Raw genomic sequence first — 23045 nt, 5'->3', positions numbered from 1 at the left:
TCACCTCTTTAATTAAGGATATCTATTTTTCTTAATAATTTTTGCAAATTACTACTTTTTTCAAGGTTTTTGACTTCTGTTAAGTACTTAGAATCTGGAAATGCTTTTGAAAAGTTTTCTATAATCTCTTTTGCTCTCTGCTTTGATTCTTCTATTCTTGTTAGATATACGTTTAGTTCTTGCTCAAGAATTGCCTTTCTATTAATAAGTATATTTTTAGATTCTAAATCTTTCTCTTCATTGATTTTTTTATCTAATTCTTTTATTTTTTGTCTTAATTCGTTTATTTCTCCTACATACTGATTTTCTGCATTAATTAAATTATATGCAAGTTTGTATGCTACATAGTCTTTTTCTATGTAACCTTTGTAGTTTGTATAAGCTTCCTGATAGTATACAGAAGCTGAGTATGGCTTTCCATACTTTTCGTATGTTTCTGCAATATACAAAGTGTGTTTAGCTTTTATTTCATTTATTTTCTTTAAAATCTCTTTTGCTGCTTTAACATATTTACTATCTGGATAGCTTGAAATTATCTCTTCTGCTTTTTCTTGTGCTTTGTTTACATAGGTCATATCCCTTTTATAGTCTGGAGACACAAAAAGGTAAGATATGGCAAGCTTATATAAAGCTTCCGGCACTTTTGGAGATGTTGGAAATAGTGCTATAAACTCCTCAAATTCTACTATTGCATCTATATATTCTTCTCTGTTGTAGTAAGAATCCGCTAACGCAAATCTTGCCTCCATGATTTGATCAGGTGTTAAACCTTGAGATTTAAAGATTGCATTTTTAAGCTCTTCTTTTGCCTTTTTATACTCACCTTTTTTATAAAGTTCAAGACCCTTACTTAGTTTTTTCTGACCTTCATAGAGTTTTTGCCCTTTATCTGCACAAGAAGCTATTACTAACCCTGAAATTAAAAATACAACGATTTTTTTCATAATACTTTTTCAACCTCAAATTTATCTAACTGCATTTTATTATTATACTCTATCTCTACAAACTCTTTTAGTTTTAAATTCTCCAATAAATTGTCTACAGCTTTAGAAAGCTTTGGATTTATAATAATTTTCATTTTTGCAAATGGTTTTAGTTTATTAATTGTCTTTTCAAGCTCAAACATTACTACATCTTGAGATTTTATATATCCTCTTCCATAACAATGCTGACAGTAATCTGAAAGCTGTTTTATAAGACTTTCTTCAAGCTTCTTTCTTGAGAGTTCTAAAAGCCCAAGCTGTGTTAATCCTTTAATCTTTACAGGTCTTTTATCTTTTTTAAACTCTTCTTTAAGTCTTTCCACGATAACTTCTTTATGCTCTTGATTTACCATATCAATAAAATCTATAACAACTATTCCGCTTAAATCTCTAAGTCTTATTTGTCTAACAATTTCTGGAATCGCTTCTAAGTTTATTCTGAATGCCGTTTCTTCTAAATTCTTCTGTTTATGACAGCTTCCGCTGTTTACATCAATAACTACCAACGCTTCTGTTTCTTGAATTACAAGATAAGAACCACTTTTTAGATATGCATAAGGTGATAGGATTTTATTTATCAGCTTGTCTAATTCATATTCATAGAATAACGACTCTTTTCTTTTTCTGTATGGAGTCATTTTTATGTTTGCATTTGGAAAATTTTCTGATACAAACTTTTTAATCATCTTTAAGATAGACACATCATCTGAAATTATTTCGGAAAATGAGCCTGCATAATCTCTTAAAATTGCAAAGGCTTTAAACGGTTCTTCATATATTATAGAAGGAGCTTTTTTCTTATTATAATCTTTTTGGATTTGGTTCCATAATTCTATAAGAAATTTAAAATCTTCTAAAATTGCTTCATCCGGTGCATCCTTTGCGGCGGTTCTAATGATTAATCCAAAATTTTCTTGATTTATTTCATGCAATAGATTTTTTATTCTTTCTTTAATTTCATTCCTTTCGTCATTATCTTCATATTTTGATGAAATAGAGATTTTGCCTTTGCTTTGAGGAAGTAGTACTAAATATTTACCCGGAAGAGAAATTTTACAGGAAAGTTTTGCTCCCTTTGTACTAACCGGAGACCTTTTAACTTGCACCAAGATTGAAGAGCCTTTATCTATATTCTTACAAACTTCTTCACAAATATCTTTTTTTGGTAAGAAAGCTTCTTTATCCTCTCCGATATCAACAAAAAAAGCTTCCATTGCTTGGCTATATCTTAAAACCTTGCCTTTATATATACTTCCAGTTTGTTTAGATATCTCGATATCTTCTATCTTAAATTCAACGGGTATATTGTCTTCTAAAATGAGATAAAATGTATTCTTAATGCCTTTAGTAATGATTAGCTTTCTATCCAAAAAATACCTCATTGCTACTTATTTTTGAAATATAATTATAACACTTTAAGATTTTATTAAGATCCGAGGGTGTTCCAAAATTCTCGTAAGCTTGCTTTTCCGTGTAATTCTGAGGCTGTAGGCCGAAGGATCTCCTCTTTTTAAAATAAGAAAAAATGAGATTCTTCGCCGACTTCAGAATGACAATTTGGGTTTTTAGAACAATCTTAGATTCTAACCTAACAAAAAGAGTTCTTATATGATGCTACCCGCGGGCAACCGGAAACTGCTTGTAAAAATTCGTATTGTTAATGCTGCTGTGCAACCGGTAAAAGAATTTCTTTCCCCTCTTAATCACTCATCGTAAACAATTTTTGAATTGCCTTTACTTTCTTGTTGGTGGCTTGACTGTATTTGGAATTTTTAACCGCAGTGAGTATTAGGTCAGAAGCTAATCCTAAAAGCTACATGAAGAATCTCACACTTTTATAATCATAAGATTAACTTCAAACCTTCTAATCCGCCAACTTTTAAAGAAACTGCATTAATATTAGTAGGGACATCATAATCTCTTGGATTTATCCTTATCAAAAATCCATTTAGTAATCTTGCTATTCTTTCACTCGTTAGCCTTACAGTTGGTACCGCCTTTCCAGCTCCAATTTCAATAATAACTAACTTTTGATTTTTATTCTGAACTTTTTCAAGCCAAAGATTAAATCTAAATTCTTGTGCCTCTGTTCTGTGAAGAACCCATTGAAAATCATTAAACATCAGCACATTTGGTCTTGCCAAAGAGCCGCAATTTTTACATGTAGGTAGTGGTGGAAGAGCTTTAAAATTTTCCATATCAATATTAACATCGATTCCTTCAACACTCCATATTTCATCACTACAAGGCTCTACACATTGTAAATAATGAATACTGCCATGAATTTCAACAATCTTGTTTTCGTCAAAACCGGCTTTTTGAAATTGTCCATCAACGTTTGAAGTAAAGATAAAATAGTTTTCGTTTTTCTTTTTAACTAATTCTTTTAGAAGATAAAATCCTTGATGTGGTTGTGTTTCTCTATATAGCTTTAATCTATGTCCATAAAATGCCCAAGCTAATTGGGGGTCTTGTTTAAACCATCTTGGGTTTGCAAGCTCTTCAAACCTTAACCCAAGCTTCTTGGCTATCGGATATGCTCTCCAAAACCCTTCTGTACCTCTAAAGTCAGGAAGTCCGGAATCTACACCCATACCTGCTCCGGCAGTAATCAGTATCGCTTCTGCCGTCTCTATTTGCTGCTTAGCAATTTTTATTTCTTCCATTTTAGTTAGTCCTTTATAATTGTATAAGTCATACCGGTTTGGAAAAATTCCGATTCGTTTGAATTTATAATATCACAAAAGTATGTAATAGGTGATTTTTTGTTTAAACTATGATGAGGTCTTTCTGTGTTATACTATAGCATATATTGCAGCATCTTTTTTGATACATAACGATTTTTTAAAGAACAGAATTGTTATTTATATATGGTAGATTTTGATACACTAAAAGCTTCTACTGCAAGTTTTACTACAGTGTTTTAAAACAAATTCTACAACGAGGGTGTTCCAAAAATTTTCGTAAGCTTACCTTATCCTTGTCATCATGAGGCCGAAGGCCGAAGGATCTTTTTTTTGATTTTTGACTTGAAAAGAAAAATAGGAGATTCTTCGCTTCGCTCAGAATGACAATGTGGATTTTTGGAACAGTCTCAATTCTACAACTTGTAATCTAAAGATTATTTCTGGATGTTTTTCCATAACATCATCTAATTCTTTTACTTGTTTTAAAAGCTTTCTTTTATAATATTTTCCCATGTTTCTTTTAGCTTGTACAGATTCTTCGCCGGCTGCAGAATGACGAATAAGGTTATCCTCCCTTTAACGCTTATTAATCAACCTTTTCCTTGTCGTCCTGAGGCCGTAAGGCCGAAGGATCTCATTTTTAAATTTTATAAAAACCGCTAATTTCTCACACAAGGTATAATTTAGAACAATCTAAAACTTTCACTTTTGAATTAAATATGAACACAATCTTACACTCTAATATTTAATATGTAAAATCTAATATAAGTGTAATTATATTAAGCTTTACAGATTAAATATCAAAGTGTATATATTAAGAATATTTTTTGGATTAAATGAAAAACAATAGGATTTGTAAGCTATACATTAGATTGAAAAACAACAGAAACTTTTCCAGGTATCATTCCTTAAACTATAAAATTAAATATGTTGTAAAATTTTTATCCAAATAAGTTTAAATCAAAACAATTTGAATTTTTAAAACTTTTTATTGATTGGAGAGTGAATGAAAAATAAAGAAAATTTGCTAATAATCATGTTTGCATCAGCTTATTTATCCATCTCTGTATTCACAGGAGTTCTAATTTTACTTCTTCTATATGAGCTATATTTAATCATAAAAAGACAAATAAAATTAAATGGACATTTAAAGCTACCACTTTTTATGATAATTACGCCGTCTATTTTAAGCTCGGCAATCTATGGCAAACCACACGAAATAATAGGAGCACTGAATCAGACATTTTTTAATATTACATACTTTGCAAAAGATTTGTTCACACCATCATATGAGCTGTTTAGAAAGGTAAATTACACAATAGTTTTGTTTTGTAGTATTGAAGCAGTTGTTACTATTTACAATTACTCTAAAGGATTAGAAAAGCCAATTTGGGGTGGTGTATTTGAGATAGGCATTATCTTTGCTCTTGGAAGTTTGTCTTCTTTTACATTGTTCTTATTAGAAAAAGATATTAAGAAAAAAATACTATTTTTCATGCTTTTTATACTTTTTACTTTTTTAGTGTTTGTAACAGGAAAAAGAAATCCAATCCTTGGAATACTTGCTTCCTATGTTGTTTACTTTTTGATACTGCTAAAAATGTCAAATATTAGTAAAAAATGGATCTATGGAATGATTTCTGTCTTTTTGATTCTGTCTATCGGTGGTACATATTATGCTGTACAAAAATTTCCAAAGTATAAGTTATTATTTGAATTCGTCTTTCAGGGAAAGGAATTGACTGAGGAACAGTTAAACGAATTTTCAAGTTCAAGATGGGAAATTGGGAAAAAAGGTATAGAAGTTATAAAAAAAGATGTTGAAAATGGAAATATTCTTCCTCTACTTATAGGTCATGGGTATGCAGCGGGAGAAAGATTAGACCCTCCATCACCGGTTGGAAGGTCTTATGAATCTATCTTTTTAATCTCTGAACTTATAAATATTGGATTAATAGGTTTAATTGGAATAATGTTTTTAATGTATAGATTTTTTAAGTTTACCATTACTGTGAAACTTTCTGAATTTAATCAAATCGTAGGGCTACCCTTTTTAGTTTTCCCTGCATATTTTCTTGTAGGTGGAATATTTAGCGGTATGTGGGATGCAATTTTACCTTTGTATTTTCTCATGTTTGGAATTGCTGAAAATTATTATAGTGCCATAAAACAAGGTTAAAAAGTGAAAATTTATTTACGTTAGAAACTTTCATCCAAATTAATAGGTAGAATAATTGTTCGACTATTAAGCTTTCTTTGTCACCCTAAGGACTTTATCCCTGTTTTAGAGAGTAAATAGAGGCACAATTCATGAATTGTCTATACAGGGGATAGGTGAGAAGTAAAAGTACGGAGATTCTTAGCCAGCTGCAGAACGACAGCGTTGATTTTTGGAACAGTTTAAAATTAGCTATCTATTTAATCGTCATTCTGCAGTCAGCGAATAATCTCAATAAAAAGGAGATATGACAAAAAGATAAACTTGCAAAAAATTTTAGAACATTCTTAAACAATCTCTTGTAATACCTGCATTTTCTCTAATTTATCAATACTTTCTGATATTGCTTCAATCAATTTAGATTTTACTTCTTCATAATTACCAACAACTCTACACCCTGATGCATCTTTATGTCCGCCGCCGCCAAACTTACAAGCTATTTTCTGAACGTCAACCTCACCCTTTCCTCTTAAAGAAGTTCTCCACGTTTTTAAATCTTCCCTTTGAATCATTAAAACAGCAACTTTAACCGTATCTATACTTCTTGCAAAATTTACAAAACCTTCTGTATCTTCTTCTTTTGTATTTGTTTCATTTAAAAAATCCCTAAATACCGTCAGAACCGCTATTTGGTCGTTATGATAAAGCTCCAACGTAGAAAGTGTTTTAGTCAATAACTTTAAAACATTGATTTTATTCCTTTCAAATAGCATTTTTGAAATATGGTGCGGATTTGCGCCTTTTTTGACTAAAAATTCTGCTATTTCAAAGGTTTTGTCTGTTGTATTGTTGTATCTAAAAGAACCTGTATCTGTTATCAAACCCGCATATAATGCAGTAGCTATTTTTTCATCTATCAAATTTTCATCCCAATTTCTTAACACATAAGTCATTACAGCAGTTGTGGAAGGACTAAAATCATCTACGATATCATAAGTACTTTCAAACTCTCCACCAATGTGATGGTCTATTCTGATAATTTCATCAGCATAAATTTCTACACCGGCACGTTTTTTGCTTGACGCATCTACTAAAATAGCAACAGAAAATTTATGATTTATTGGTAGTTTTTTTATTTCATTTACTTCAGGCATAAAGTCGCAAACAAAAGGAAAATCATCTTTCATAGCCATTGTAACGTTCTTACCAAGTTTTTTCAAGAAAAGATAGAGGGCTATCATGCTACCGATTCCATCGCAATCGGGGTTTTCATGTGTAAATATAAGAATATCTTTTTCCTCTCTTTTGAGTCTTTCTATTATTGGAATTGACATTTCCATCTTTTTACCTCACAGATCCTTTTTTTCATAAGGACAGATATCAGAAACATAGCATTCTTTACATTTTGGTTTGTTTGCAGTACATATGTATCTACCAAATAGCACTAAGGCATTTGAGATATAAACCCAATTTTCTTTTGAAAAGAATTTAGCCAAATCTTTTTCTACCTTTTCCGGATTAGTTTGATTAGTTATTTTCAATCTTTTCGCAACTCTCTTAACATGTGTATCTACTACAATGGCAGGAATTTTATAAGCATTCACAAGAAATGCCGACGCTGTTTTCCTCCCAACGCCAGGAAGAGAAATTAATTCTTCTAATGTTTTTGGAATTTGTCCGCTGAATTTTTCTACAATTGCTTTAGCACATTCTTTTATAAGTTTTGCTTTTCTTCTATAATAACCGAGTGGTTTTAATATTTCTTCAAGGTCTTTTAAGTCTGCGTTTGCAAGGGCTTGGGGGGTTGGATATTTTTTGAATAAAATTGGAGAAACCTGATTGACTTTTTTATCGGTAGTCTGTGCTGACAGAATGATGACAATCAATAGTTGAAATTCATTTTCATAATTTAACTCTATCTTTGGGTCAGGAAAATGTTTTTTTAATCGTTCTATTAACTGCTGCTGTGTAAATGCCATCAGAATAAACTCTTTTGCTCTATCTTTTCTTCTTTAATTTTTAAATTACTTTTTTCTACATCTTTTAACAATGATTTAAATCCTAATTCTTGAAAAATCTGCTTTAGCTTTTCTAAGTCTGGTTTTGATTTTTTTAAGTCTTCTATTTTTATATTTATTTCAATGTTTGCATCTAATTTTATTATTTCTTTCATTCTTTGAAGCTGCTCTTTGTCTAATTCTTTGAAAGATTCTTTTAATTTGCCTTTTAATTTATCTACATTTTCTAATATACTCTCTAAACTTCCAAATTCTTGCAGTAAAGCAGCAGCAGTCTTAGGGCCAATTCCTTTTATACCGGGAATATTATCTACAGCATCGCCAATCATTGTAAGATAGTCTATAAACTGCTGCGGATAGATTCCGTATTTTTCTTTGATCTTTTCTCTATCTAAAAGCTCTTCTTTTACCGGATTAAAGATTTTTATATTGTCTGAAATTAGCTGATTCATGTCTTTGTCAGGGGTAACTATTATAGCTTCGTAGCCTTCTTTTTCTGCTTTTTTTGACAATGTAGCGATAATATCGTCAGCTTCGTAGCCGGGTATTTCAAGAATTTTTATTCCAAGAAGCTGGATTATTTCTTTTAATATTGGGATTTGTTGTTTCAAAGGGTTAGGAGTCTCTTTTCTTGTTGCCTTATACTCACTGAATTTTTCATGGCGAAGAGTTTTTCCGGGAAGGTCAAATGCAACGGCTACGTATGGAGTGTTAAAGACTGATAATGTTTTTAAAAGCATTCTTATAAAGCCGTATACTGCACCTGTTGGTCTTCCATCCGGAGCAGTCAGGGGTGGCAGTGCATAGTATGCTCTGTATAAATAAGATGAGCCGTCTATTAATAAAACTTTATTTTTCATTTTTCAGCATCTTAGCAACTTCTTTTGCAAAGTATGTGATTATAATATCTGCTCCGGCTCTTTTTATGGAGATAAGAGTTTCAAGCATAACCTTTTTTTCATCAATCCATCCAAGCTTACCGGCCGCTTTTATCATTGAATACTCACCGCTAACGTTGTAAGCTGCGATAGGTACGTTAAATGTATTTCTTAAATCTCTTATGATATCAAGGTACGGCAATGCTGGTTTAACCATAACAATGTCCGCACCTTCCTCTATATCAATAGCTACTTCTCTTAGGGCTTCTCTTCTGTTTGCCGGGTCCATTTGGTAGGTTCTTCTATCTCCAAATGCGGGGGTTGAATCTGCTGCTTCTCTAAATGGTCCATAGTAAGAAGATGCATACTTAGCCGAGTATGCCATTATTGGGATGTGTTTATATCCTGCTTCATCTAATGCTTCTCTTATAGTTTTAACAACTCCATCCATCATACCAGAAGGAGCTACCATATCTGCACCAGCTTTTGCATGAGATACTACTTGTTTTTTTGTATTTTCAAGAGTAAGGTCATTGTCTACATCATGGTCGTGTAGTACTCCGCAATGGCCGTGTGATGTGTATTCACAAAAACAAACATCCGTGATTACATACAGATTTGGATAATGTTTTTTAATATGCCTTATAGCTCTTTGGATTATTCCCTCTTCATTCCAAGTGTCCGAACCAACTTCATCCTTATGGGAAGGGATTCCAAACAGAAGCAATGCCGTAATCCCAAGATTTACCACTTCATCAAGTTCTTCATTGACTCTATCTAACGACCATCTAAATATTCCCGGCATAGATGGTATTTCTTTTTTAATATCTTTTCCATCTTCTATAAAAATTGGATATATTAGGTCATCAACCAAAAGATGATTTTCTCTTACAAGCCTTCTTATGTTTTCATTTTTTCTCAGCCTTCTTAATCTATTGACCGGAAACATTTTTTCTCCGGATTAGTAATTTCTTTCTGTTTTTTCAGATTCACAGACTTCTTTAACTTGGTCTTTAACTAATTTTCCATTTTCATAAATTTTCTCATGGACTTTATGACATTTTGTTTTTGCGTCATATCCAGCCGGTTCTGCCTGATATACAACTCTTCCGTCTTCAGTTTGATATCTTACCGGTTGGTTAGTTTGAACTGCCTCCAAAGCTCCTCTTTTTGATATTTCTGCTATTGTAGCTCCAGCTATGGCACCAATTACACCACCAATTACACCGCCTTTCCATTTGTTATTATTGGTTAAGATTGCTCCCGCTGTAGCTCCTGTAACTGCTCCAATTAAACCACCTTCATAAGTTGACTGGGAAGGTCTGTAAGTTTCTGCACAGCCTGTAACCATAAACGCTGTAAGTACTCCAAGTGCTACCACTTTTTTCATCTTTATTACCTCCATTTAATTTTCTAAAATACACTTAACTTGACATATTCCAATTATTATAGCAGTTTCCATTTTTAAAATGTAATCTCCCAAGGATAATGAAATAAAACCTTCCTTCCTAAGGTATTCAATCTCCTCTTCTTTAAATCCACCTTCATTTCCTATAAAAACTGACACAGATTTTAAAGTTTTATTCATAAGCATTTTAACTTTATTCTGCTTTTCTTTTTCATAAAATACAACTTTTAATTCATCATTACTTTTAATATTATATAATTTTATAGGTTTTTCAATAATCAATGGAAATGGTCTTTTACATTGTTTTATTGAGTTAAGGGCTATTCTTTCCCATTTTTCAAGTTTTTTGATTATATCTTGCTCTTTTACTGCTGAGTTTTTGGATATTACAGGAATTAGTTTATAAACTCCAAGCTGCGATAATGGCTCTATAATTTCATCTATCTTTGAAAGTTGGTTTGGCATACATTGGTACAATGTTATTTTAAATTCTTCTTCTTTAATGGGGATTTTTTCTATTGGCAGGGCTATAAGCTGATTTTTGCTAATATTTTCTACCTTAGCAAGATAAACATTCCCATCTAATGTATTGATTTCTATTAAATCATCTTGTTTAACTCTTAAAACCTTAACAGCATGATTGTATTCTTGGTCTTTTAAAACTAAATAATTACCTTCTTTTTCTCCTATGAATCTTGGCAGGCTCATCGGCTAACCTTTTAGTCGTAATGTAAGAATTTCTTAAATCTGCTAACATTATATCATTGATAATGTACCAAGTTTTAACGAATCAATTACCATTGTTAATCGTTATTCTGTAGCCGGCAAAGAATCGCTTTTATTAAATCTTTTGGCTGATATATCATATATTTTATACACCTTACAAAAACCTTAGACACTCTCATTTAATATTTCAAATATTAATCAACTTGACAATAACATACTAAACATTATATTATTATTTATCAATAATTTAAAAAGAGGTTATCCATGGAGCAAAAAAGAGATTATTATGAAATCTTGGGAGTAAGTAGAAATGCAACTCAAGATGAAATAAAGAAAGCTTATAGAAAGTTAGCAAGAAAATATCATCCGGATTTAAACCCAAACAATCCTGAAGCAGAAGAGAAATTTAAAGAAATAAACGAAGCATATCAAGTACTTTCAGACCCGGAGAAAAGAAGGATATACGACCAGTTTGGCCATGCAGGTTTAAGTGGAGGCGGAGTAAACTACGAAGATTTTGCAGGCTTTGGTGCGAGAGGCGGCGTTAATTTAGAAGATATTTTCAGAGATCTAGATGATATTTTTGGATTCTTTGGCGGTGGTGGAAGAAGAGCTTCTTCACAAGGCAGAAGAAGAGCTTATCAGCAAAGAGAAGATGGAGCTGATATTTATCAAACTATAACAATATCCTTAGAAGATGCTTACAATGGTACAACCATAGAGCTTGAAGTGCCACGTTATGTAATTTGTGAAGCATGCGGTGGAACTGGCGTTAAAGCCGGTTCAGATGTAAAAACCTGTCCAACCTGTGGTGGAATCGGAGAGATATATCAAAGCCTTGGCGGATTTATGAGAATATCTCAAACCTGTCCAACTTGTGGCGGAGCAGGGGTATTACAAGAACCTTGTCCGGTATGTAATGGAAGAGGACTTGTTATTAAAAAAGAAAAAGTTAAGGTTAGAGTTCCACCGGGAGTAGATAATGGCAGTAAATTAAGAATACCAGGAAAAGGACACAGTGGAAGATTTGGCGGAATTCCTGGGGATTTATGGGTAGTAGTTAATGTTAAACCACATCCGCTTTTTGAAAGAAGAGGAGACAACCTTTATTTAAATGTTAATTTAGCCGTTGCCGAAGCAATAGCAGGTACAGAGTTAGAAATACCATTAATCAATGGTAAAACAGAAAAGGTTAAAGTGTCTTCCGGAACACAGCCTGGAGATACGTTGAGAATACAAGGAAAAGGTATGCCAAGACTTAAACAATCAGGTTATGGCGACCTGATTTTACAGTTCAATGTTATTATTCCAAAGATAGAAGAATTATCAAAAGATAGTCAAAAATGTATAGATTTTTTAAAAAAAGACCAAAAAATAAATCAACGTTATTATCAAAAATTATAAGCTTTATTAAGAGGTGGAAGCCATGAAGACAAGAAAAGAAGAGCCGTTATTTATGATAGGAACAGTAGCAAAGATGTATAATATACACCCGCAAACACTAAGATTGTACGAAAGGGAAGGTTTACTTGTACCGTCAAGAACAAAAGGAAAAACAAGAATGTATTCAGAAAAAGATTTAGAAAGGTTGGAATTTATTCTATTTTTAACCAGAGAGCTTGGAGTTAACCTTGCCGGCGTAGATGCGATTTTACAGATGAAAAACCAAATAGAAGAACTTCAAAAACAGATAGATTTTTTACTTAATTACTTAAAAGAAGAGATAAAAACAAGATACAGCTCAGATGTAGAAAAACAAAATGAAGCATTGGTACATATACCAAAAGTGGAAATTGTGAAAGTTGAAGAGTATATTTATAAAAAATACAAAAAAAAGGATGAAAAATGAAAAAATTCGTATGTGAAATCCCATCTGATTTATTTGAAGTTTTTTTAGTAGAATTAAATGGGTATGGTGTAGAATTACTGAATAAAGATGACAAAGAAGTTTATTTTGCGATATACTCAGAAGATTCAAGCTATGAAGAGATAAAATCTATGATAAATAATATTTTTGAAGATTTAGGAGCCGGAAAAATAGTATTAGAAGAAGATATAAAAGAAGAAAATTGGGAAGAAGTCTGGAAAGAAAATTTTAAACCGATTGAAATACCACCTTTTATTATCTTACCTGAATGGGAAATATACGAAGGAAAAGATTTAATTCCTATAAGATTAAAAATTGCCATGGCTTTTGGAACAGGACTTCACCCTTCAACTCAAATAATGCTTTCTTTAATTCCAAAGTATGTTTCACAAGGAGATAAAGTAATTGACGTGGGATGTGGAACCGGAATTTTATCTATAGCGGCAGCTAAATTTGGTGCAGAGGTTGACGCAATAGATATTGAAAAAGAAGCAGTTGAAGAGTGTAAAATAAATGCTTGGGAAAATGGAGTTTCTATAAACTGCTGGCAAGGAAGTATAGAAGACATTTCAAAGACCTACGATGTAGTTTTATCAAACCTGCAAATGGAAATTTTTGATAAATATTTCAAAGACTTAAAAGATAAATTTAAAAAATACTGGCTTATTTCAGGAATTTTTAAAGATGAGAAAGAAAAGATAATAAAGATGTGCCAAGATAATAATTTAGATATAATAGAAGTACAATCAAAGCCAGAAATCGGAAAACCGGATGACTTATGGCATGGATTTGTTATCAAACATAAATAAATACATAGACCAATCGGCATTAAAGCCAAACCTAACATATCAAGATATAATCAATCAATGTGAAGAAGCTTTAAAATACAATTTTGCATCGTTGTGTGTAAACCCTTCCCATGTAAAAGTTTGCCATGAAATTCTCAAAAAATCTCAAGTTAAAGTCTGTAGCGTTATCTCTTTTCCTTTTGGGCTGAGCAGTCCTGAAATCAAATTAAAAGAAGCTTTAAAAGCTGTTGAAGATGGAGCAGCAGAGCTTGATATAGTTTGGAATATCTCAGCATTTAAATCAAAAGATTTTGATTATGTTTTAAGAGAGCTTAAAAATATTGTAAAAGAAACAAAGCCGGCAATAACAAAAATCATTATAGAAACTGCATATTTAACTGATGAAGAAAAGATAAAAGCCTTAGAGTTAGTTATAGAGTCAGGAGCTGACTTTATTAAAACAAGCACAGGATTTGCTCCTACCGGTGCTAATGTTGAAGATATAATTCTATGGAAAAATCTAAGTAAAGATAGAATAAAAATTAAAGCTTCCGGTGGTATTAGAGATTTAGAGACGGCTATAAAATTTTTGCAAGCGGGAGCCGATAGGATAGGAACAAGCAGCGGAGCAAAAATAGTAGAGGAGGCTTTAAAAAATGTATACTGACGAAAGACAAAAAGAGCTGATAAAACTTACCTATGAATTTTTAAAACTTGATGTAAAGAAGTTAACAAAAGAGGAAGCTAAAAAAATAGTAGAAGATTTAAGAGAAGTTATAAGATTTCATGATTGGAGATACTACGTTTTAGCTCAGCCTGTAATTTCAGACTATGAATACGATAAACTTTTTAAACTGCTTAAAGATATTGAAAGTAAGTATCCAGAATTAATAACGCCAGACTCTCCTACTCAAAGAGTTCCGTCAGAGATAACAAAAGTTTTTCCACAGGTAAAGCATCTTACTCCAATGCTTTCTCTTGATAACTCCTACAATGAAGCAGACCTGAGAGATTTTGACAGAAGAGTTAGGGAGCTTACCGGACTTGATAAAGTTGAATATTCAGTGGAGCCAAAATTTGACGGTGCAGGAATTTCTTTAATATACGAAAAAGATTTATTTGTTAGAGGTGCAACAAGAGGAGATGGTGAAGTTGGAGAGGAGATAACAAATAACCTTAAAGTAATCAAAACCATTCCATTGTCTGCTAAATTTTCTCAATATGGAATTGATAAAGTTGAAATTAGAGGTGAAGTTTTAATAAGAAAAGACCTTTTTAAAAAAATGAATGAAGAAAGATTAGAAGAAGGACTACCACTTTTTGCAAATCCAAGAAACGCTGCCGCAGGTTCCATTAGATTACAAGACCCAAGCGAAGTTGCAAAAAGAAACTTAGAAGCCTTTGTTTACCATATCACTTATGCAGAAAAAGACGGAAAAAATTTACTTGGAACAGTTTTAAAGAAACATTCAGATAATATAAAAATGCTTCATGAACTTGGCTTTAAAACCCCTTATCCGGTCATGAAAGTTTGCATTGGAATAGAAGAAGTTATTCAGTACTGTGAAGAGTGGCAAAGAAAAAGAGATACATATCCTTACGAAATAGACGGAATGGTTATAAAAGTCAACGATATATCACTTTACGATAAACTTGGTTTTACATCTCACCATCCAAGATGGGCTATAGCATTTAAATTTAAAGCAAGACAGGCAACGACAAAAATAATAAACGTTGTTTTCCAAGTTGGCAGAACAGGTGCAATTACTCCGGTAGCAAAATTAGAGCCGGTAGAAATAGGTGGTGTTATCGTTTCTTCTGTTTCTCTGATGAATGAAGATTTTATTAGAGAAAAAGATATTAGAATAGGAGACACGGTTTTAGTAGAAAGAGCGGGAGATGTTATTCCTTATGTTGTAATGGTTATTAAGGAAGCAAGAACAGGAAATGAAAAACCGATAGAATTTCCAAAAACATGTCCATCCTGCGGCTCTCCAATTGTTAAACCACCGGGTGAAGCTGTATACCGTTGTGTAAATATTAACTGCCCTGCCCAGGTTATTGAAAGATTAATACATTTTGCATCTAAGGATGCAATGGACATAAAAGGTTTATCGGAAGCCACAATTAAAAAGTTTTACAATTTAAAGCTTGTAAGAACAATTCCGGATATTTACAGACTTAACTATAATCTGATTAAGAATATACCCGGATTTGGTCCAAAGTCGGTAGAAAACTTGAAAAATGCTATCGAAGAAAGCAAAAAAAGACCACTTTACAGGTTGATTTACGGTCTTGGTATAAGATACGTTGGAGAAGTAACAGCCAAAACCTTAGCTTCAGCTGTGAAATGTATTGATGATTTAAAGAATTTTACAATCACAGATTTAATGAAACTCCCAGATATTGGCGATAAAGTTGCTTCAGAGATTTATAATTTTTTCCACAACGAGCAAAATCTAAAAATGATACAAGAGTTAAGAGAGCTTGGAGTAAAAACCTGTCATGAAGAAGAAGAGAAAAAAGGTAAGCTTGCAGGCTTAAACTTTGTGTTTACAGGAACGTTAAAATGCTGCAGCAGAGAAAGAGCTAAGGAAATAGTAGAAAGTCTTGGAGGAAATGTTTTAGATACAGTTTCTAAAAAAGTACATTACTTAGTAGTTGGAGAAGAGCCGGGAAGTAAATTACAAAAAGCTCAAAAGCTTGGAACAGTGAAAATCATAAACGAAGAAGAGTTTTTAAAGCTAATTGGTGGTGAAAACGCTGAGTAGATGAAGCTGAAAGGGTTGTAAAAATTTCATCATGCTTGCTTTGTCCGTCATCCTGAGGCTGTAAAGCCAAAGGATCTCATTTTTAATTTATAAAAACTGCTAATTTTTCACCCAAGGTATATAATCTAAATATTTCTTTAAATCTTCTTCGTCGTCACTTTTCAAGTCCTTAAAATTGCTGATTATCTTCTTTACCAATCTTTCCTTGTTAATATTAGTATTATTACTCTTTACAATCTCCATAGGAATGTAAGTTTTATTTTTATCGTAAGGAGCTTCATTTAATATTTTTAAATAAGAGTAAAAGCGCGAGTTTGGATCTGATTTGATCTCAATATCTTTTATCTCTTGATGTATAGCTTTTAGTATAGCTAACCAACAGGTTCTACAAAATCATAACTTGAAACATCAATAATGCCGTTTTCTATCTTTGTAAAATCACATAAATGGTTGTGTAAATTGTCAAAAGTTAGTTCTTTCCCCATGATTATTTTCTTTTTATCGCTTTATTAAAAATTTATTTGGGTATATTATAACCCAAATTATTCCCAAGGTTGCTCTAATTTTACTTGTATACACCATTACGTATCACTTTTTTCAATCTATGTTAAAATTTTTTTAATGAAAATTTTAGTTTATCAAACAGCATTCTTGGGTGATTTGATTTTAACTACGCCATTATTAGAATCTATAAAAAACATCTATCCAAACTCACATCTTGCCATTATTACAAAATCTTTTGGGAAAGATGTCTTAAAAAACAATCCATATGTTGATGAGCTTATAATCTTTGAAAAAAGTAGAGATTCTACGATAGACTTAATAAAAAAAATCAGAAAAAGGTTTGATATTGCAATCTCTCCTCATAGGTCTCATAGGGCATCTTATGTTTTATTTTTTGCATCAATCAAAAAAAGAATTGGATTTGACAAAGCAGGATTTTCTTTCTTATACACAGACTTAGTTCCTCACAGATTTGACGGCACTCATGAGATAGATAGAAATCTAAAACTTCTTGAAAAGCTTCCAGATTTTGATGAAAAAAAGATAGTAAAAGATCCAAAACTATTTTTAGACGAAGTAGAAGATAAATATATTCAAAAGTATAATTTAACTTCTAAAAACTACATTGTGATTGCTCCCGGGTCTAAGTGGGCAACAAAAAGATGGACTGAAAAAGGCTTTGCAAGTGTAATTGATTATCTGATTAGTAAAAATGAAAATGTTATCTTGATTGGTGGAAAGGAGGATGAAGAGTTTACAAATAGAATTTTAAACATTGCTAAATACACTCCTTTAAACTTGGTTGGAAAAAGTTCTTTAAGAGAAAGTTTTGCGATAATTAAGCATTCAAAATTATTGATATCTAACGATTCTGCACCTGTTCATATGGCAGTGGCTTTTAACGTTCCAATAATTGATATCTATGGTCCAACTGTTAAAGATTTTGGATTTTATCCTTATAAAAATGGAATTGTTGTAGAGATTGAGGGTTTAAAATGTAGACCTTGCGGGCTTCATGGTCATGATAAATGTCCCATTGGAACACATGAATGTATGGAAAAAATAAATCCTGAGATGGTAATTGAAAATATTGATAAAATATTAAGTTAAAAAATCTCAAGTAGAGGTGAAAAATGGAATTATCTCAGAGAATTCAAAAAATAAAACCTTCTCAGACACTCGCAATAACTGCAAAGGCTAACGAGCTTAAAGCTAAGGGTGTTGATATAATAAGCTTTGGGGCAGGAGAGCCGGATTTTGATACACCGGACTTTGTAAAAGAAGCAGCAATAAAGGCATTAAAAGAAGGAAAAACAAAATACACAGCGGCGGCAGGTATTCCAGAGCTTAGAAAAGCAATTGCAGAGAAATTAAAAAACAGAAATAACATAGAATACACACCTTCAGAAGTTATAGTAGTTCCCGGTGCTAAAATGGGCTTATATGAGATTTTTGCAATTCTCTTAAATCCGGGAGACGAAGTGATAGTTCCAGCTCCTTATTGGGTTTCTTATACAGAGCAGATAGCTTTAAACGATGGAGAAAGTGTTAAACCGGAGCTTTCAGAAGAAAACGGCTTTGTTTTAACGGCGGAAATAGTAGAATCATCAATAACTCCAAAAACAAAGGCTTTAGTCTTAAACACACCATCAAACCCTACCGGTGCAGTAATACCAAAAAAAGAGCTTGAAAGAATAGCAGAAGTTTGCTTAAAACACAAAATAATGATAATCTCTGACGAGTGTTATGAAGAGTTTAGCTATGGAGAGCCACACGTTAGCATAGCTTCTTTGTCAAAAGAAGTTAGAGAGATAACATTTACAGTTGGAGCATTTTCTAAATCTTACTCTATGACAGGTTGGAGGCTTGGATGGGTTGCAGCTCCTGAAAAGTACATAAAAGCTATTACTAACATACAAAGTCAGACAATCTCAAACCCAACAACTTTTGCCCAGTATGGAGCTTTAGAAGCATTAAAAGACAACGGTCAATTTCCAGCGATGATGAGAAATGAGTTTATAAAAAGAAGAGATTATATAGTCGATGCTTTAAACAGCATTAAAGGCGTTAAGTGTGTTAAACCAGAAGGCGCATTTTATGCTTTTCCTAATGTTTCTTATTACATAAAAGGTAATATTAAAAACGATTTAGACCTAACAGAGTATTTACTTGAAAATGCAAGAGTTGCAGTAGTTCCCGGCTCAGCCTTTGGAAAAGAAGGTTATATAAGATTATCTTATGCAACATCTATGGATAATATTGTTGAAGGAGTAAGAAGAATTAAAGAAGCTTTAGAGAAGTTGGAAAGTTAGGAGCAAGAAATAACAAAATTAGTTTGTAAATATGTCGGAGAGAATATTCCAAAATTCTCGTAGACCTACCTTTCCTTGTCATCATGAGGACGAAGTCCGAAGGATCTCTTTGATTTTTTAATTTGAAAAGAAAAAAAAGAGATTCTTCAACGGCTGCAGAATAACGATGTAGATTTTTGTAAGCACTCTCACTAAACTTTAATCTTTTTCCAATCGCCCTTTTTAAAGAAATACCAAAGTATAGCTGCTTTTAGGTATGTTTCTAAAAACATTGCTAAATACACAAATAAAATATTTCCAAAAATTTTTGAAAGTATGTAAGCCGGAATGATTCTTAAAACCCATAAAGAAAATGTATTTATGTATAATGTTGTTTTTGTAGCTCCTGCACCTCTTAAAACACCGCTTAAAACAAACCCTATTGCTAAAGGAATTTGAGTTAGTCCTACTATTCTTAAGTATAAAGAAGCCTCTTCTATTGTTTTTTTATCATTTGTAAACACCATGGCTAAATACTCAGGAAAGATTACCATCGCAACACCCATGAGACCCATGAAAATAGAAGCAATCTTTATTATCTCTTTTGAATATTTTTCTGCCTGCTGTGGATTGTTAGAACCAAGGCTTTGACCTACAAGGGTCATTGCTGCGATTGTAAAGCCAAAACCCGGCATAAACGCAAGCCCTTCTATCCTAAGTCCTACCTGATACCCTGCAAGTGTGTAAATTCCATAATCAGCTATTATCTTTACAAAAAGTAAAAAAGAAAAGTATGTTAAAGTCCTTTCCAAACCACTTGGAATACCGATTTTAAGAATCTTCTTGACTTCTTCAAGTATAAATTCAAATTCAAATCTAATTTTTGAATGTTTTGAGTTTATCACGTACAGATAAATAAAAAAGCTTATGTAATAGCTTACGGCTGTGGCAATGGCAGCACCTTTGACTTCAAGCCTTGGAAATCCAAAATTTCCAAATATCAGTCCATAAGCAAGCACCGTGTTTATAATGTTTGCAACGATTACTATCTTTAAAGGTGTTTTTGTGTCTCCTGCTGCATTAAATGCAGAGTATATAGCCATTTCCATGAATAAAACCGGAAAGGTCAAAGCCAATATAGAAAAATACTCTTGACCAAGCCTGATTACTTCATCAGAACCTGCCATAAACATAAAAATATACTTAGAAAAGAAAAAGCCTAAGGTTGTAAACGGAATGGATAATAGTAAAGAAAAAACAGAGATAGAAAAGGCGGTTTTGTTTGCCTGTGAGTACTGCTTTGCTCCGATGTACCGGGAAATTACAACAGAAGTACCTACTGAAAAAGTAGCCATCATTGCATACAAAAGCCCTAAAAACTGCATAGATATACCGGCTGACGCTATGGCAGAGGGAGAAACCCTTCCAAGCATGATCATATCTACAAGTACTTGAACGATATCTAAAAAATTGCTTAAAGCAGCAGGAACTGCCAAAGATAAAATCTTTTTTGTATCTTGATTTAACATCTTTTTATTGCAACCAAATAAGCCTTGTATGCTTTTTCATTTTTACAAGTAATAACTTCTTTTTCTTGATAGTATACTATTTCCAAAGATAAAAAGCTATGTAATAGCTCATTTTTTCTAAGTAAAAAATCACTGTTTTTTGATGGACTTCCTTCAAGGAAAGTCTCAAAAATCAAAACACCATCCTTCTTTAAAGCTTCCTTTATGTATGGAAATAAAATTCTTTCTAAAAAGTTTATATTGATTATCAAATCGTATTTATCTTTTTCTGGTCTGTAAATTTTTAAATCTTGATGAATTGGATTAATGTTTGGATGTAATGTTTTTAGTTTTTCAATTGCCACATCAGAAACATCAACAGCATCAACTACAAAGCCTTTTTCTGCCAAGAATAAAGAGTTCCTGCCTAAACCTGCTGCAATGTCAAGCGCCCTTCCTGCCTTTGCCAAATGATAAAAGTTTTTGACAATTTCTGATGGCTCTTTTTCTCCTGAAAAACCGCTTAAATACTTTTGATTCCACCTTTCCCTATCTTGCATCTAAATCTCACAGTATTTTTTAATGATTTCATCATACTTGCCTTGAATTTTTAAAACCAAGTCTATAACTTCCCTAACAGCTCCATTTCCACCTTCTTTATTAGTAATATAAATAGCATACTTTTTAACTTCTTCCGGTGCAGATGGAACAGTCGCTCCAAATCCAACCCTTTTTAACACTGGAATATCAACAATATCATCTCCAATATACAAAATTTCTTCATCTTTAAGATTATACTTTTCTTTAAGCTCATTGTAATGGATTAATTTATTTGAAGAGTTTTGAAAAACTTCTGTAATGTTTAACTCCCTTACTCTTTTCTCTACTATTTCTGAACTTCTGCCTGTAATGATGGCTGTTTTTATACCAACCATGTTAAGCATATGAATACCTATTCCATCTTTTACATAAAACATTTTTATTTCCTTGCCTTCTGAGTCGTAGATAATTTTTCCATCAGTTAAAACTCCATCTACATCAAAAACGAACCATTTTATTTTTTTAGCTTTTTCTATGATTTGCTCGTATCTCAACCTTTCACTCCTTTTTGAAAAGGACTACTTTCAATTCTACTCAAAAATGCTTTGGATATTTTTTTCATAAGCTCTACAGGATGAAATATTATAGCAGAAGGGTTTTTAACAGCTTTCATTTTCTGCTTGACAGGTAGAAAATTTTTTTGTATATTTATATTAGCTTTTTAATTTTTTTAACTGTACCTTGTCAATTGAATAGGTTAGCCCACACAAGCTTGTTTTACGTGAAACGTGAGATGTGAGATGTGAGACGTTGGAGATTGGTTTATCAATAATTTAGTGATTTTTATCTGATTGATTGATGATTTGGTAAGATGATTTATAAGTCAGTGAAGCTAAGGTATTGGTAATGCAATTTTATTTTTTGAAGTTTGATTTGAGCTTGGGTAGTGATGTTTTTAAAGAAATTTTTTGAAAAGTAATTGTAAGTATTTGATGAATTAAACTTTTTAATTTTGAAATTTTTAGTGTTTAATTTTTTGAAAATTTATAATTTTTTATTTTAAAATTTTTTGAGATCGGGAAGTTAAAGAGTGGTATTTGCAGCGAGCTTCTGAGTTTGTGGTTTTCAGCGGTTGGCTTGTGATGGGATGTTAAAGGATAAAATATAATAATATATTTTCTGTATATCGAGGTTTGCTGCAAAAAACTTCAACTTGCGGATTTTTTAAAAGTTTGGTATAATGATTATCAGAATATTGATAGAGTAAGTTAAAAGCGATTTTATTTTTGAGTTAAAAGTTAACGGGTTCCATCTGAACCGTGTGGGTTATAAAGAACAAGAACTGTCAAATTGGAATTTACTTTTTACAAGTTCCATCTGAACCGTGTGGGTTATAAAGTGTGATTAAATCGGCTATAAAATCCCGCATAAAGCCGTTCCATCTGAACCGTGTGGGTTATAAAGTAATAATAAAACTCTACGTCAATCTCAATATCCCCAAGTTCCATCTGAACCGTGTGGGTTATAAAGAGACGAAGAACAACATATCAAAAAAACAGCAAAAGAGTTCCATCTGAACCGTGTGGGTTATAAAGTATGAAGAAATATGCAAAAAGCTATCAGAAACACTAGTTCCATCTGAACCGTGTGGGTTATAAAGCAGCAACCAGGAACTGAGGAGTCGGCAAAAATTTTTGTTCCATCTGAACCGTGTGGGTTATAAAGTGATTTTTTCGTTGGTTTCATAAGCTTTGAGTAATTCGTTCCATCTGAACCGTGTGGGTTATAAAGTTTTTAAGAAATTTTTGTTTTCGTTAAAGTTGTTTAAGTTCCATCTGAACCGTGTGGGTTATAAAGTCTTGCAAACCCTCTGTATTCTCTTGTCCTAATAAGGTTCCATCTGAACCGTGTGGGTTAT

Annotated in this window: 21 protein-coding genes and 1 CRISPR repeat array; of the genes, 8 read left to right on the top strand and 13 right to left on the bottom strand. The window is 32.3% G+C overall.

All coding sequences use genetic code 11. The annotated features are described in order from the left end of the window. Positions 1 to 8: 8 nt before the first annotated feature. The 4 genes from bamD to Q0929_RS03370 form a co-directional block, all read right to left on the bottom strand. Positions 9 to 944: an outer membrane protein assembly factor BamD gene (bamD, locus tag Q0929_RS03385; protein ID WP_299238170.1), complete on the bottom strand. Its 936-nt coding sequence runs from the start codon at positions 942 to 944 to the stop codon at positions 9 to 11. Beyond that, on the bottom strand, positions 941 to 2353 hold the full coding sequence (locus tag Q0929_RS03380; RefSeq protein ID WP_299238169.1) for an Rne/Rng family ribonuclease: 1413 nt from the start codon (positions 2351 to 2353) through the stop codon (positions 941 to 943). Before Q0929_RS03380 ends, bamD begins: the two co-directional genes overlap by 4 nt. 471 nt (positions 2354 to 2824) lie before the next feature. After that, on the bottom strand, positions 2825 to 3649 hold the full coding sequence (locus Q0929_RS03375; RefSeq protein ID WP_299238168.1) for a Sir2 family NAD-dependent protein deacetylase: 825 nt from the start codon (positions 3647 to 3649) through the stop codon (positions 2825 to 2827). Positions 3650 to 4045: 396 nt separating this feature from the next. After that, positions 4046 to 4183 carry a hypothetical protein gene (locus tag Q0929_RS03370; protein WP_299238167.1) on the bottom strand — a complete coding sequence of 46 codons (138 nt, stop codon included), beginning with the start codon at positions 4181 to 4183 and terminating at the stop codon, positions 4046 to 4048. Positions 4184 to 4676: 493 nt separating this feature from the next. On the opposite strand from Q0929_RS03370, the gene Q0929_RS03365 reads away from it, so the two are divergent. After that, the gene (locus Q0929_RS03365; RefSeq protein ID WP_299238166.1) at positions 4677 to 5849 is read left to right on the top strand and encodes an O-antigen ligase family protein; all 1173 of its coding nucleotides are present in this window, start codon (positions 4677 to 4679) and stop codon (positions 5847 to 5849) included. Between the two features lie 326 nt (positions 5850 to 6175). On the opposite strand, the gene Q0929_RS03360 is transcribed toward Q0929_RS03365, so the two are convergent. Genes Q0929_RS03360 through Q0929_RS03335 form a run of 6 tightly spaced genes read right to left on the bottom strand, consistent with a single transcriptional unit; the run spans position 6176 to position 10840 of the window. Further along, positions 6176 to 7168, bottom strand: a complete 993-nt coding sequence (locus Q0929_RS03360; protein ID WP_299238165.1) for a bifunctional oligoribonuclease/PAP phosphatase NrnA — start codon at positions 7166 to 7168, stop codon at positions 6176 to 6178. 9 nt (positions 7169 to 7177) lie between these two features. Beyond that, positions 7178 to 7807, bottom strand: a complete 630-nt coding sequence (gene nth / locus Q0929_RS03355; protein ID WP_299238164.1) for an endonuclease III — start codon at positions 7805 to 7807, stop codon at positions 7178 to 7180. Next, positions 7807 to 8706: a 5'-3' exonuclease H3TH domain-containing protein gene (locus Q0929_RS03350; RefSeq protein WP_299238163.1), complete on the bottom strand. Its 900-nt coding sequence runs from the start codon at positions 8704 to 8706 to the stop codon at positions 7807 to 7809. The genes nth and Q0929_RS03350 overlap by 1 nt, the downstream gene beginning before the upstream one ends. Then, the gene (hemB, locus tag Q0929_RS03345) at positions 8696 to 9673 is read right to left on the bottom strand and encodes a porphobilinogen synthase (protein ID WP_299238162.1); all 978 of its coding nucleotides are present in this window, start codon (positions 9671 to 9673) and stop codon (positions 8696 to 8698) included. The genes Q0929_RS03350 and hemB overlap by 11 nt, the downstream gene beginning before the upstream one ends. Positions 9674 to 9685: 12 nt before the next feature. Further along, on the bottom strand, positions 9686 to 10114 hold the full coding sequence (locus Q0929_RS03340; RefSeq protein WP_299238161.1) for a YMGG-like glycine zipper-containing protein: 429 nt from the start codon (positions 10112 to 10114) through the stop codon (positions 9686 to 9688). A gap of 15 nt (positions 10115 to 10129) precedes the next feature. After that, positions 10130 to 10840, bottom strand: coding sequence for a 16S rRNA (uracil(1498)-N(3))-methyltransferase (locus Q0929_RS03335; RefSeq protein WP_299238160.1), 711 nt, complete (start codon positions 10838 to 10840; stop codon positions 10130 to 10132). 282 nt (positions 10841 to 11122) lie between these two features. Here Q0929_RS03335 and dnaJ point away from each other — a divergent pair, with 282 nt between their 5' ends. From dnaJ to Q0929_RS03300, 7 genes are all read left to right on the top strand, one after another. Continuing rightward, positions 11123 to 12262: a molecular chaperone DnaJ gene (dnaJ, locus tag Q0929_RS03330; RefSeq protein WP_299238159.1), complete on the top strand. Its 1140-nt coding sequence runs from the start codon at positions 11123 to 11125 to the stop codon at positions 12260 to 12262. 22 nt (positions 12263 to 12284) lie between these two features. Continuing rightward, positions 12285 to 12707: a helix-turn-helix transcriptional regulator gene (locus tag Q0929_RS03325; protein WP_012460095.1), complete on the top strand. Its 423-nt coding sequence runs from the start codon at positions 12285 to 12287 to the stop codon at positions 12705 to 12707. Continuing rightward, the gene (locus tag Q0929_RS03320) at positions 12704 to 13534 is read left to right on the top strand and encodes a 50S ribosomal protein L11 methyltransferase (protein WP_299238158.1); all 831 of its coding nucleotides are present in this window, start codon (positions 12704 to 12706) and stop codon (positions 13532 to 13534) included. Before Q0929_RS03325 ends, Q0929_RS03320 begins: the two co-directional genes overlap by 4 nt. Beyond that, on the top strand, positions 13509 to 14180 hold the full coding sequence (gene deoC / locus Q0929_RS03315; RefSeq protein WP_299228979.1) for a deoxyribose-phosphate aldolase: 672 nt from the start codon (positions 13509 to 13511) through the stop codon (positions 14178 to 14180). The genes Q0929_RS03320 and deoC overlap by 26 nt, the downstream gene beginning before the upstream one ends. Then, positions 14170 to 16284 carry an NAD-dependent DNA ligase LigA gene (gene ligA, locus Q0929_RS03310; protein WP_299238157.1) on the top strand — a complete coding sequence of 705 codons (2115 nt, stop codon included), beginning with the start codon at positions 14170 to 14172 and terminating at the stop codon, positions 16282 to 16284. Before deoC ends, ligA begins: the two co-directional genes overlap by 11 nt. A 621-nt stretch (positions 16285 to 16905) precedes the next feature. Then, positions 16906 to 17898: a lipopolysaccharide heptosyltransferase II gene (gene waaF / locus Q0929_RS03305; RefSeq protein ID WP_299238156.1), complete on the top strand. Its 993-nt coding sequence runs from the start codon at positions 16906 to 16908 to the stop codon at positions 17896 to 17898. A 23-nt stretch (positions 17899 to 17921) separates the two neighbouring features. Further along, a complete protein-coding gene (locus tag Q0929_RS03300; protein ID WP_299238154.1) occupies positions 17922 to 19100 on the top strand; it encodes a pyridoxal phosphate-dependent aminotransferase in 1179 nt (392 codons plus the stop codon). 191 nt (positions 19101 to 19291) lie between these two features. Here Q0929_RS03300 and Q0929_RS03295 read toward each other — a convergent pair whose 3' ends face one another. The 3 genes from Q0929_RS03295 to Q0929_RS03285 are packed head-to-tail and all read right to left on the bottom strand — an operon-like array spanning position 19292 to position 21681. Further along, on the bottom strand, positions 19292 to 20608 hold the full coding sequence (locus tag Q0929_RS03295; protein ID WP_299238153.1) for an MATE family efflux transporter: 1317 nt from the start codon (positions 20606 to 20608) through the stop codon (positions 19292 to 19294). Further along, positions 20602 to 21147 carry a methyltransferase domain-containing protein gene (locus tag Q0929_RS03290; RefSeq protein ID WP_299238152.1) on the bottom strand — a complete coding sequence of 182 codons (546 nt, stop codon included), beginning with the start codon at positions 21145 to 21147 and terminating at the stop codon, positions 20602 to 20604. The genes Q0929_RS03295 and Q0929_RS03290 overlap by 7 nt, the downstream gene beginning before the upstream one ends. After that, entirely contained in the window at positions 21148 to 21681 is a 534-nt protein-coding gene (locus Q0929_RS03285; RefSeq protein WP_299238151.1) for an HAD-IIIA family hydrolase, read from the bottom strand. It abuts the gene before it with no gap. A 751-nt stretch (positions 21682 to 22432) separates the two neighbouring features. Beyond that, a CRISPR array of direct repeats spans positions 22433 to 23045; the repeat unit is 25 nt; unit sequence GTTCCATCTGAACCGTGTGGGTTAT.

Origin of the sequence: Sulfurihydrogenibium sp., assembly GCF_028276765.1 — a bacterium.
Lineage (GTDB): Bacteria > Aquificota > Aquificia > Aquificales > Hydrogenothermaceae > Sulfurihydrogenibium.
The sequence above is the reverse complement of the archived record's forward strand: the minus strand, read 5'-3'. Positions and strand labels throughout refer to the sequence as shown.

What these genes read in the sequence shown, in the direction of transcription:
- bamD (WP_299238170.1), bottom strand. Translation starts at nt 944, where the DNA reads ATGAAAAAAATCGTTGTATTTTTAATTTCAGGGTTAGTAATAGCTTCT.
- Q0929_RS03375 (WP_299238168.1), bottom strand. Translation starts at nt 3,649, where the DNA reads ATGGAAGAAATAAAAATTGCTAAGCAGCAAATAGAGACGGCAGAAGCG.
- Q0929_RS03370 (WP_299238167.1), bottom strand. Translation starts at nt 4,183, where the DNA reads ATGGGAAAATATTATAAAAGAAAGCTTTTAAAACAAGTAAAAGAATTA.
- Q0929_RS03365 (WP_299238166.1), top strand. Translation starts at nt 4,677, where the DNA reads ATGAAAAATAAAGAAAATTTGCTAATAATCATGTTTGCATCAGCTTAT.
- Q0929_RS03360 (WP_299238165.1), bottom strand. Translation starts at nt 7,168, where the DNA reads ATGGAAATGTCAATTCCAATAATAGAAAGACTCAAAAGAGAGGAAAAA.
- nth (WP_299238164.1), bottom strand. Translation starts at nt 7,807, where the DNA reads ATGGCATTTACACAGCAGCAGTTAATAGAACGATTAAAAAAACATTTT.
- Q0929_RS03350 (WP_299238163.1), bottom strand. Translation starts at nt 8,706, where the DNA reads ATGAAAAATAAAGTTTTATTAATAGACGGCTCATCTTATTTATACAGA.
- hemB (WP_299238162.1), bottom strand. Translation starts at nt 9,673, where the DNA reads ATGTTTCCGGTCAATAGATTAAGAAGGCTGAGAAAAAATGAAAACATA.
- Q0929_RS03340 (WP_299238161.1), bottom strand. Translation starts at nt 10,114, where the DNA reads ATGAAAAAAGTGGTAGCACTTGGAGTACTTACAGCGTTTATGGTTACA.
- Q0929_RS03335 (WP_299238160.1), bottom strand. Translation starts at nt 10,840, where the DNA reads ATGAGCCTGCCAAGATTCATAGGAGAAAAAGAAGGTAATTATTTAGTT.
- dnaJ (WP_299238159.1), top strand. Translation starts at nt 11,123, where the DNA reads ATGGAGCAAAAAAGAGATTATTATGAAATCTTGGGAGTAAGTAGAAAT.
- Q0929_RS03325 (WP_012460095.1), top strand. Translation starts at nt 12,285, where the DNA reads ATGAAGACAAGAAAAGAAGAGCCGTTATTTATGATAGGAACAGTAGCA.
- Q0929_RS03320 (WP_299238158.1), top strand. Translation starts at nt 12,704, where the DNA reads ATGAAAAAATTCGTATGTGAAATCCCATCTGATTTATTTGAAGTTTTT.
- deoC (WP_299228979.1), top strand. Translation starts at nt 13,509, where the DNA reads ATGGATTTGTTATCAAACATAAATAAATACATAGACCAATCGGCATTA.
- ligA (WP_299238157.1), top strand. Translation starts at nt 14,170, where the DNA reads ATGTATACTGACGAAAGACAAAAAGAGCTGATAAAACTTACCTATGAA.
- waaF (WP_299238156.1), top strand. Translation starts at nt 16,906, where the DNA reads ATGAAAATTTTAGTTTATCAAACAGCATTCTTGGGTGATTTGATTTTA.
- Q0929_RS03300 (WP_299238154.1), top strand. Translation starts at nt 17,922, where the DNA reads ATGGAATTATCTCAGAGAATTCAAAAAATAAAACCTTCTCAGACACTC.
- Q0929_RS03295 (WP_299238153.1), bottom strand. Translation starts at nt 20,608, where the DNA reads ATGTTAAATCAAGATACAAAAAAGATTTTATCTTTGGCAGTTCCTGCT.
- Q0929_RS03290 (WP_299238152.1), bottom strand. Translation starts at nt 21,147, where the DNA reads ATGCAAGATAGGGAAAGGTGGAATCAAAAGTATTTAAGCGGTTTTTCA.